10 protein-coding genes are annotated in these 9,449 nt (G+C 70.1%); 2 read left to right on the forward strand and 8 right to left on the reverse strand.

Annotation, left to right across the window (positions count from 1 at the left end; all coding sequences use genetic code 11):
* The first annotated feature begins 203 nt into the window (after positions 1 to 203).
* Both ACWCPY_RS26605 and ACWCPY_RS26610 read left to right on the forward strand, forming a co-directional pair.
* Positions 204 to 980 carry an ECF subfamily RNA polymerase sigma factor, BldN family gene (locus tag ACWCPY_RS26605; RefSeq protein WP_389974894.1) on the forward strand — a complete coding sequence of 259 codons (777 nt, stop codon included), beginning with the start codon at positions 204 to 206 and terminating at the stop codon, positions 978 to 980.
* Positions 981 to 1,205: 225 nt separating this feature from the next.
* Positions 1,206 to 2,393 (forward strand): DUF5667 domain-containing protein, encoded by a 1,188-nt coding sequence (locus ACWCPY_RS26610; RefSeq protein ID WP_451268990.1) that lies wholly within the window; start codon positions 1,206 to 1,208, stop codon positions 2,391 to 2,393.
* Between the two features lie 71 nt (positions 2,394 to 2,464).
* On the opposite strand, the gene ACWCPY_RS26615 is transcribed toward ACWCPY_RS26610, so the two are convergent.
* The 8 genes from ACWCPY_RS26615 to ACWCPY_RS26650 all read right to left on the reverse strand — a co-directional run bounded on the left by ACWCPY_RS26615 (position 2,465) and on the right by ACWCPY_RS26650 (position 9,335).
* Entirely contained in the window at positions 2,465 to 3,514 is a 1,050-nt protein-coding gene (locus tag ACWCPY_RS26615; protein ID WP_451268992.1) for a lysophospholipid acyltransferase family protein, read from the reverse strand.
* A gap of 15 nt (positions 3,515 to 3,529) precedes the next feature.
* A complete protein-coding gene (locus ACWCPY_RS26620) occupies positions 3,530 to 4,624 on the reverse strand; it encodes an NAD-dependent epimerase/dehydratase family protein (protein ID WP_451268994.1) in 1,095 nt (364 codons plus the stop codon).
* Positions 4,625 to 4,810: 186 nt separating this feature from the next.
* Positions 4,811 to 4,909: a 30S ribosomal protein bS22 gene (locus ACWCPY_RS26625; protein WP_003948845.1), complete on the reverse strand. Its 99-nt coding sequence runs from the start codon at positions 4,907 to 4,909 to the stop codon at positions 4,811 to 4,813.
* A gap of 110 nt (positions 4,910 to 5,019) precedes the next feature.
* Positions 5,020 to 5,232, reverse strand: coding sequence for a helix-turn-helix domain-containing protein (locus ACWCPY_RS26630; protein WP_014046653.1), 213 nt, complete (start codon positions 5,230 to 5,232; stop codon positions 5,020 to 5,022).
* A gap of 128 nt (positions 5,233 to 5,360) precedes the next feature.
* Complete coding sequence (locus ACWCPY_RS26635; RefSeq protein ID WP_451268996.1) at positions 5,361 to 6,176, reverse strand: phosphatase; 816 nt, start codon at positions 6,174 to 6,176, stop codon at positions 5,361 to 5,363.
* Positions 6,177 to 6,298: 122 nt separating this feature from the next.
* A complete protein-coding gene (locus tag ACWCPY_RS26640) occupies positions 6,299 to 7,471 on the reverse strand; it encodes an acetoin utilization protein AcuC (RefSeq protein WP_451268998.1) in 1,173 nt (390 codons plus the stop codon).
* Positions 7,440 to 8,648, reverse strand: a complete 1,209-nt coding sequence (locus ACWCPY_RS26645; protein ID WP_451269000.1) for an MFS transporter — start codon at positions 8,646 to 8,648, stop codon at positions 7,440 to 7,442. Before ACWCPY_RS26645 ends, ACWCPY_RS26640 begins: the two co-directional genes overlap by 32 nt.
* Positions 8,649 to 8,690: 42 nt before the next feature.
* The gene (locus ACWCPY_RS26650; protein WP_451269002.1) at positions 8,691 to 9,335 is read right to left on the reverse strand and encodes an HAD family hydrolase; all 645 of its coding nucleotides are present in this window, start codon (positions 9,333 to 9,335) and stop codon (positions 8,691 to 8,693) included.
* Positions 9,336 to 9,449 lie beyond the last annotated feature (114 nt).

A 9,449-nucleotide genomic window follows, 5' to 3' on the forward strand; every position in this document is an offset into this window, starting at 1 on the left:
CGATCAACAAACGGTCACGATGTGCTACTAGATGCGTCGTTTAGTCGCTACAGAAACGACGTAATCGGTGATTTGAGCAACTGGGTGTAGCACTGCCTGTACGAAGCGTTATTCTCCTCAGACGCATTCCGGAACCCACCACTCACTACGACGAGTGACGGTTCCGCACTGAACGTGATGGAAGCTCTGCCTCTGGGAGTCCCGTGTACCCACACGTCGGGGTTGACACCTCGGGCCTGGCTACGCTGCGCGCAACGGTCGCCGACCGCTTGCGCGGCTTCGTCCCCACCGCGTACGCCGTACCCGCATTTGCCACCCCTGCACCTGTCGGCCCCTGCTATGCCATGGCCGAACGCGGTGCGGCGGTCGGAAGACGCAGCAACCGCGGCGCAACGACCACGTCCACCGTCCGCCGGCCGACCGCCGACAGCGACAGCGCGCGCATGATGGATCTCGTCGAGCGCGCCCAGGCCGGCGAGGCCGACGCCTTCGGCCGCCTCTACGACCAGTACAGCGACACCGTCTACCGCTACATCTACTACCGCGTGGGCGGAAAGGCGACGGCGGAGGATCTCACGAGCGAGACCTTCCTGCGCGCCCTGCGCCGCATCTCCACCTTCACCTGGCAGGGCCGCGACTTCGGCGCCTGGCTGGTCACCATCGCCCGCAACCTGGTCGCCGACCACTTCAAGTCCAGCCGCTTCCGGCTCGAAGTGACCACCGGCGAAATGCTCGACGCCAACGAGGTCGAACGCAGCCCCGAGGACTCCGTCCTGGAGTCCCTCTCCAACGCCGCGCTCCTGCAGGCCGTGCGCCGGCTCAACCCCCAGCAGCAGGAGTGCGTGACCCTGCGCTTCCTCCAGGGCCTCTCGGTCGCCGAGACCGCCCGCGTCATGGGCAAGAACGAGGGCGCGATCAAGACCCTTCAGTACCGCGCCGTCCGCACTCTGGCCCGGCTCCTCCCGGACGATGCCCGCTGACCCCATCCCCGGCCGAATCACTCTCGGCGACACGCTCATCACGCACTGGTCCGATCATCCTTCGTGCGTAACCCAAGTGCCGAGCCCCTCGTTGTGCCGGTTGCAGGCCCCCTGTCGTCACCCCATGTCCGCCGACACTCACTCATTCGTGTGGAAGCGCTCAAGGTGTGCAACCTTCCGGACCCCCAGGGGAGTCGACCGTCATGACGAGAGGAGGTGCCGCCAGTGATCGCAAACGTTTCGGCACACCGGCGGGCGAACGCCTTCGCCCAGGCCCTGGAGGAGCAGTCGCTCCGCGGTGCGGCGGCCGCACAGCCCGAGGAGCCGGCCGAAGAGGCCGACCACGGACCGCTGCTGGCCCTGGCGAACGGCCTCGGTGAGGTTCCGCGGCCGGAGTTGGATCCCGAGGTCAAAGTGGTGCAGCGAGCCCAGCTCGTCGCCGCCATGGAAGCCATGCTCACCGAGGGCGGCGCGTCCGCGGGCCCTACGGTGCCCGAGCAGCGTGCCAAGGGAGCCCACCGGGCCTCCCCGCTCCGGAAATTGCGACCGCGTTCACGCTGGACGAAGGGCCTCGCGGCCGGCGGACTCACCGTCGGTGTGGCGGCGGGAGCCTTCGGCGGAGTGGCCGCTGCCAGTTCCGACGCCCTGCCGGGTGATTCGCTGTACGGGCTCAAGCGCGGCATGGAAGACATCCACCTCGGCATGGCCAGCGGCGACGCCGACCGCGGCGAGGTCTACCTCGACCAGGCGTCGACCAGGCTCAGCGAGGCCCGCCGGCTGATGGAGCGCGCCCGCTCCGGCGCCCTGGACCACGAACAGCTCGGCGAGATCAGGCGCACGCTCAACGGCATGACGCACGACGCCAGCGAGGGCCACCGCCTGCTCCACTCCGCCTACCAGCAGAACGGCGCCATCGGCCCCATCCAGACCCTGGACTCCTTCTCCCGCGCGCACCGCGAGACCTGGAGCAGCCTCCGCGACCGGCTGCCCGTGCAGCTGACCGACGTCGGCGACCAGGTCAGCTCGGTCTTCGACGCCATAGACCAAGAGGTCCAGCCGCTCCAGTCGCTGCTCCCCCGCACCCCGGACGGCAACGGCGGCGCACAGCAGCCGGACACCGCGAACCGGGACACGGCGCCCTCCCGCACGGCACCCTCGGCGCCCACGTCACCGGAGGCCCCGCACGGCCGTACGGGCGACAGCACCGCGCCCCACCCGTCAGGATCCGGCAGTGCCGCGTCCGAGGGCCTGATCGGCGGCACGGACGGCCTTCTCGGCACCCCGCCCCCGGGCGCCGCCCCGTCCACCGACGGCCGGGCCGGCGCCCCGCCCACCCCGGACGTCACCCTCCCGCCGCTCCTCCCCGGCCTGCTCCCGGGCCTGGGGATCAACGGCGAGGACGGGAACGACTAGCACCGCCACGAGACGGGCGGACGGGCACTCCGAGCCCGTCCGCCCGTCTCGTGCCGTCATCCCCCTCGGCCTCAGAAGAACACCGACCTCCGCTGCACCAGCAGCTTGTACAGCGTGTGCTGGATCTGCTCCCGCACCTGATCCGTCAGATTGAACATCAGCATCGGATCCTCCGCCGCCTCCACCGGATACCCGGCCGTGGAGATCGGCTCACCGAACTGGATCGTCCACTTCGTCGGCAGCGGCACCGCCCCGAGCGGCCCGAGCCAGGGGAACGTCGGCGTGATCGGGAAGTACGGAAAGCCCAGCAGCCGCGCCAGCGTCTTCGAGTTGCCGATCATCGGGTAGATCTCCTCCGCCCCCACGATCGAGCACGGAATGATCGGCACCCCGGCCCGCAACGCCGTGGACACGAAGCCGCCCCGCCCGAAGCGCTGGAGCTTGTACCGCTCCCCGAACGGCTTCCCGATGCCCTTGAACCCCTCCGGCATCACCCCCACGACCTCGCCCCGCCGCAGCAGCCGCTCGGCGTCCTCCGCGCAGGCCAGCGTGTGCCCGGCCTTGCGGGCCAGCTCGTTCACCACCGGCAGCACGAAGACGAGATCGGCGGCGAGCAGCCGCAGATGACGGCCCGCCGGATGGTTGTCGTGCACGGCGACCTGGAGCATCAGCCCGTCGAGCGGCAGCGTCCCCGAGTGGTTGGACACGATCAGCGCCCCGCCCTCGGAGGGGATGTTCTCGATGCCCTTCACCTCGACCCGGAAGTACTTCTCGTACACCGGCCGGAGCATCGACATCAGGACCTGACCGGTCAGCTCCTCGTCGTACCCGAACTCGTCGACGTCGTACTCGCCGGTGACCCGCCGCCGCAGGAACGCGAGCCCGCCGGCGATCCGCCGGTCCCAGCCGCCGCGCTCGTCCCGTCCCGGGGGCCGCCCGGCCCCCTCGGGCTCCTCCTGCGGCTTCGAGGCGTCCTGCTGCCCCGGAAGCGCGCTCACGGCCGCCGGCCCGGGCCCCTGGCCCCGGACGCCGCCCGCTGCGGACCGGCGCCGTGCGGGACGCGCTGAACCACCCGTCCGCGAACGGTCGTCGTCGAACGGAATGACCTTGGCATCCGCCATCGTCGGTGCGCTCCTCTACCTGGCGCTGGGGGTCGGCTCGGTGTCGCCGGCCCCGGTGGTCCCCGGAACATCGCCGCCCGCCCCGGCGAACGGCATGTCGGCCAGTCTGTCGACCACCCGGCCCACCGCCTCGGGCGGCAGCAGTCCGGGCCCCTGACTGCGTGCGAACTCCGCGAACGTCTCCGCGGTACTGAACCGGGGGTGGAAGCCGAGCGTCTCGCGCATCTGCACGGTGGAGACCACCCGGCCGTGGGTGAGCAGCCGGATCTGCTCCGGCGAGAAGTCCGTCATGGCGAAGGTGCGCAGCGCCTGGCCGACCCAGGTGACCGCGGGCAGCAGCAGCGGCACCGTCGGCCGCCCCAGCCGCCGCGAGCACTGCGAGAGCAGCAGCACCCCGTCCCCCGCGATGTTGAACGTGCCGCTGTTCAGCGTCCCGCGCCCCGGCTCGCCCGACGCGACACCCAGTACGTCGACGACATCGTCCTCGTGCACGAACTGGAGCCTCGGGTCGTACCCGAACACCGTGGGCAGAACGGGCAGCGACAGGTAGTCGGCGAGCGGCGAATCGGCCCGGGGGCCCAGGATGTTCGCGAACCTGAGTACGCACACGGCCACATCCGGGCGGCGGCGCGCGAAGCCCCGTACGTACCCCTCGACCTCCACCACGTCCTTGGCGAAGCCGCCGCTGGGCAGGGACTTGGGCGGGGTGGTCTCGGTGAAGACCGCCGGGTCGCGCGGCGCCGAGCCGTACACGTTCGTACTGGACTTGACCACCAGCCGTCGCACGCTCGGCGCCTTCTGGCAGGCGCCGAGCAGCTGCATGGTGCCGATGACGTTGGTCTCCTTGACCGTCGTCCGGCCGCCCGTGCCGACCGCCTTGGCCGAGACGTCCAGATGCACCACGGTGTCGACGGAGTGCTCGGCGAGGACTCTGGCGATCGCCGGCTGGCGGATGTCCGCCGTCACGAACTCGGCGTCGCCCAACTCGTGTCCGGGCACGACCGCGTCGACGGCGATCACCCGGTCCACGCCCGGATCACGCTGGATGCGCCGCACGAAGCGGCCGCCCAGCTGCCGGGCCGCTCCCGTGACCAGCACGACCTTCCCCAAGATCCGCGCCTTCCGTCGAAAGGTTTCCCCTGGCCGTCACCGTAGCGGGTGGATGTTGCCCTGTGATGACCGCACGGCGGCCTTCCCCCGAGTCTTTGGCCCGAATGCGGGTCACCGCCCCCACAACGCGCCGCAGCCCTCCCGCCGGATCGGCGGGAGGGCTGCGGATTCACGAACTGCGTTCGCCTACTTCTTGTTGCGACGCTGAACGCGCGTGCGCTTGAGCAGCTTGCGGTGCTTCTTCTTGGCCATCCGCTTGCGCCGCTTCTTGATAACAGAGCCCACGACTACCCTCGCTCACTTCTTCTTCACTGGTGCGGGGCGTCTGGGCCCACACGACCTACGTCGGCCTAGCCTACCCGCCAGCGCGTGAGGGGCGTAATCCGAGGTGAACCTCAGGCGGACTCCACCCCCACAAAGGACTCGCGGAGATACTCGTGAACCGCTTGCTCCGGAACCCGGAAGGACCTACCCACCCGGATCGCCGGCAGATGACCGCTGTGCACCAAGCGGTACACGGTCATCTTCGACACTCTCATGACCGAGGCGACTTCCGCCACGGTCAGAAACTTGACCTCGTTGAGAGGCCTCTCGCTGCCAGCAGCCATGACCCACCTGTACCTTCCGCACGAGACGCGCACCGGCTTCCCCTCCGGTGACTCTTCGTCGTTGTGCGCTCACTCCCCAGGTTAGGGGCGGGTGATGCGAGTGGGGAAGAGGTGAGGCGATCGGCCGCCTACCGTGACAGAAACGCCCGATTGAGTACATAGCGCGTGAGCGGCCGGTAGTACGCGGACGGCACCGCGTCGTCGAGCGGCACGGCGACCGCCACCCGCCCCTCGGCCTCCCCGACGAACAGCGCGGGATCGTCCGTATCGGCCAGGCCGATCGCCTCAATGCCCAGCTGACCTGCCCCGCAGACCCACCCGTGGTCCCCGACGACCAGTTCCGGCAGCCGCCCGCGCCCCTCCGCGGCAGCCTCCAGCACCACCCTGACCGGCAGCGGGGAATGGGTATGTGCGCCGGTGTCACCACCCGGAGCCCGCACGCCGGGTTCGCGCACCATCGCGACTCCTCGTACGTAATCGAGGCTGCACGTGCGTACGCCGAACCGGGTCGTTATGTCGATACATCGCCCCTGCGCGGGGGTGAGTACGCGGCACCCGGCCGCCGACATGGCGTCTGCCAGCGCTGCGTAGAAACCGAGCAGCCGGTGCGGATGACCGGTCCCGAACAGCACCGGCGCCCGCCGGACCGCGGCGTGCGACAGCCGCTCGGCGAAAGCGTCCAGACCCGCCAGGGTCCGCTCCGGATCGATCACATCGGGCCCCGAGACATGAGCGGGATCGTCCGAGACCCCGCACTTGTCGGCCATCAGACGGAGCAGATCGGACTCCTTCCAGCCCCGTCCGGGGACGAGGCCGAGCGTCACCCGCGGATCCCTGGCGGCAAAGAGCCGATAGCTCCGCAGACTCGCTTCCCGCGAGGTGGCCACGGGCCCGGCCAGCCGGGCCGCCAGCAGATGCGCACGCAGCGCTCCGGTGCTCAACACACCACCGATGCTCCCCCAATCACCCGGACGGAGGGCCGGAAGCCGGGTTACGCCGCACAGTTGGCGCAACCATTACGCGCCACCGCGCGGAAACGTCCGCGCCACGACCGCCCCTGCCCGGATCAGGCCAGCAGCCCCCGCAGGGGGAACGCCGCCCGCCGCGTCGCCAGCACCGCCTGGTCCAGCCGGTCCGCGGGGTCGTACCCCTCCTCCCACGACTTCCAGGAAGGAGTACGGCCGTCCGTCATCCGGACCGGCCCCAACTGCCGGGTCCGGGCATAGACCTCGTCCCGCCACGACGACGGAATCACCGACTCCGGGTCCACCGGCGCATGCGCGGCGATCCCCACCAGATGCGTCCAGGACCGCGGCACCACATCGACCACCGCGTATCCGCCCCCGCCGAGCGCCACCCAGCGCCCGCCCTCCGCGTACTCATGGGCGAGATCGTGACAGGCCGACATCACCGCGCGCTGCGCGTCCAGCGACACCGCGAGGTGGGCGAGCGGGTCCTCGAAATGCGTATCGGCCCCGTGCTGGCTCACCAGCACCTGTGGCCGGAAGTCCGCCAGCAGCTCCGGCACCACCGCGTGGAACGCCCGCAGCCACCCCGCGTCCCCCGTACCGGCCGGCAGCGCCACGTTCACCGCACTGCCCTCACCCGCCCCGGAGCCGGTCTCCTCCGGCCAGCCGGTCTGCGGGAAGAGCGTGCGCGGGTGCTCGTGCAGCGAGACGGTCAGAACCCTCGGGTCCTCCCAGAACGCCGCCTGCACCCCGTCGCCGTGGTGCACGTCCACATCGATGTACGCGACCCGCTCGGCGCCCAGCTCCAGCATCCGCGCGATGGCCAGTGCCGGATCGTTGTAGACGCAGAACCCCGCCGCACCGCCGGGCATGGCGTGGTGCAGCCCGCCCGTGAAGTTCACGGCGTGCGAGGTGTCCCCGCGCCACACCGCCTCGGCCGCCGCCACCGACTGCCCGGCGATCAGCGCCGACACCTCGTGCATCCCCGCGAACGCCGGATCGTCCACCGTCCCGAGCCCGTAGCGCTGATCGGCCAGCTTCGGATCGGCCGAGGCGGCGCGCACCGCGGCCACGTAGTCCTCGCGGTGCACCAGCCGCAGCGTGGACTCCCCGGCGGGCTTGGCCGCCACCACGTCCACCGCGCCGTCGAGCCCGAACGCCCGGACCAGCCCCATGGTCAGGGCGAGCCTGACGGGGTCCATCGGATGACTTTCCCCGAAGTTGTAACCCGTTACTGCGTCATCCCACATCAACTGTGCGCGGCCGCTCATGCCCGCCACCGTATCGGGCGGACTCCGCGCCGAACGACTTGGCGTACACCAGCGTCGCGAGCACCAGCACCATCGGTACGAGCATCGCCCCGCGGTAGCTCCAGGCATCCCCGAGCGCCCCCACCAACGGCGATCCCACCAGGAATCCCACGTAGTTGAAGATGTTCAGCCGCGCGATGGCCGTATCGCTCGCCCCGGGGAACATCCGCCCGGCAGCGGCGAACGTCTGCGGCACGATCACGCAGAGCCCGAGCCCGAGCATGGTGAACCCGAGCATCCCGGTCCACGCCCCACCGGCCACCGCCACCACGGCGAACCCCGCAGCCGCCAGCACGCTCCCGGACCGCACCACAGCCACGGCCCCGAACCGCCGCACCCCGAAGTCCCCGACGGCCCGCCCCAGCAGCGTCGTCACCATGTAGACGTTGTACGGAACGGTCGACAGCTGCTCCGAGCTGCCCAGGACGTCCTGCAGATACTTGGCGCTCCAGTTGGAGACCGTCGAGTCCCCGATGTACGCGAAGCTCATCACCAGACAGAGCGGCATCAGCAACTTGAAGGAGACCGAGGCCGCAGCCCCCTTGCCCTGCGTCTCCCCCGGCTCCGCCTCCGCCGAAGAGCCCTCGGCGTACCACCGGCTCCCGATGAGCGCGGCGGGCAGCAGCACGACGACCGCCGGCAGGTACGAGACCAGCAGCGAGAGGTCCCAGTGCGCCCCGGCCCACGCCATGGACGCCCCGGCGATCCCGCCCAGGCTGTACGCGGCATGGAAGCCCAGCATGATGGAACGCCCGTACGCCCGCTGGAGACTGACCCCCATCATGTTCATGGAGGCATCGAGCGCCCCGACGGACAGCCCGAACACACCCAGCGCCAGCGCCGCCTCCCACAGCGCGTTGCCGGCCCCGGCACCGAGCAGCGCGAGCATCACCAGGGGCTGGGCCCACCGCAGCACGACCCTGGGCCGCACCCGCGCGACCACCTTCTCGGTGACCACGCTGCCCACCCCGGCCAGGATGGGCACCGCGGCCAGGAAGACGGGCAACAGCCCGTCGGATATCCCGTACCGGTCCTGAATGGCGGGGATCCGCGTCACCAGCAGAGCGAAGGTGACTCCCTGTACGAAGAAACTCAGCGTGAGGGAGGCCCTGCCGTGCCGCAAACGAGCGTCTGTCATGGCCGCGAGCGTAAGGCCAGTTCCTACCCATGGGTAGATGGATCAGGCGAGCAATTCCCGGAGTTGACTCATGTCGGAGAAGTGCCCGGTCACCCCGGCGAGCCGGTCCGCCGGCATCATCGACGTAAACCCGTACACATCCATCCCCGCGGCCCTGGCCGCCTCCACTCCGAGCGGGCTGTCCTCGATGACGACGCACCGCTCGGGAGCAACGCCCATCCGCTCGGCGGCGAGCAGGAACAGATCGGGCGCCGGCTTTCCGTGCCCCACGTCCTCCGCGCTGAAGATCCACTCCTCCTCGAACCACTGGTCGAGCCCGGTCTTGCGATGCCCGACCCGGATCCGCTCGTGGCTGCCGGAGGACGCGACACAGTACGGAACCCCGTCGGCGACAAGCTTCCCCAGTACGTCCTCGACCCCGGCCACCGGTTCCAGCTCCTGCTGGAACGCGGCGAAGATCCGCGAGTGCAGCGTCGCGTCGAAGTCCGGAGGCAGCTTCTCCCCGGTCCGTTCCTCGACGAGATCGTGCACCCGGTGCACGGCGGCCCCCATGTAGTCGCGAAGACTCTCCTGGTACGAGGTGGGGTGACCGAGCTCCGTGAGGTACTCGGCCAGGATGGTGTTGGAGATCGGCTCGCTGTCCACGAGCACACCGTCGTTGTCGAAGATGACCAGTTCGTAGCGCATGGTTCGAGCCTAGACGCTCGGAACGCAGAAAAGCCCCGTGCCACAAGGGCACGGGGCTTTCCCGTAAAAGGAGTTCGGCGGCGTCCTACTCTCCCACAGGGTCCCCCCTGCAGT

Source organism: Streptomyces sp. NPDC002403 (assembly GCF_053593015.1).

Coding starts and splice junctions, on each gene's coding strand:
- ACWCPY_RS26615 (WP_451268992.1), bottom strand. CDS start 3,514: ATGGCGGATGCCAAGGTCATTCCGTTCGACGACGACCGTTCGCGGACG.
- ACWCPY_RS26630 (WP_014046653.1), bottom strand. CDS start 5,232: ATGGCTGCTGGCAGCGAGAGGCCTCTCAACGAGGTCAAGTTTCTGACC.
- ACWCPY_RS26640 (WP_451268998.1), bottom strand. CDS start 7,471: ATGAGCGGCCGCGCACAGTTGATGTGGGATGACGCAGTAACGGGTTAC.
- ACWCPY_RS26645 (WP_451269000.1), bottom strand. CDS start 8,648: ATGACAGACGCTCGTTTGCGGCACGGCAGGGCCTCCCTCACGCTGAGT.
- ACWCPY_RS26650 (WP_451269002.1), bottom strand. CDS start 9,335: ATGCGCTACGAACTGGTCATCTTCGACAACGACGGTGTGCTCGTGGAC.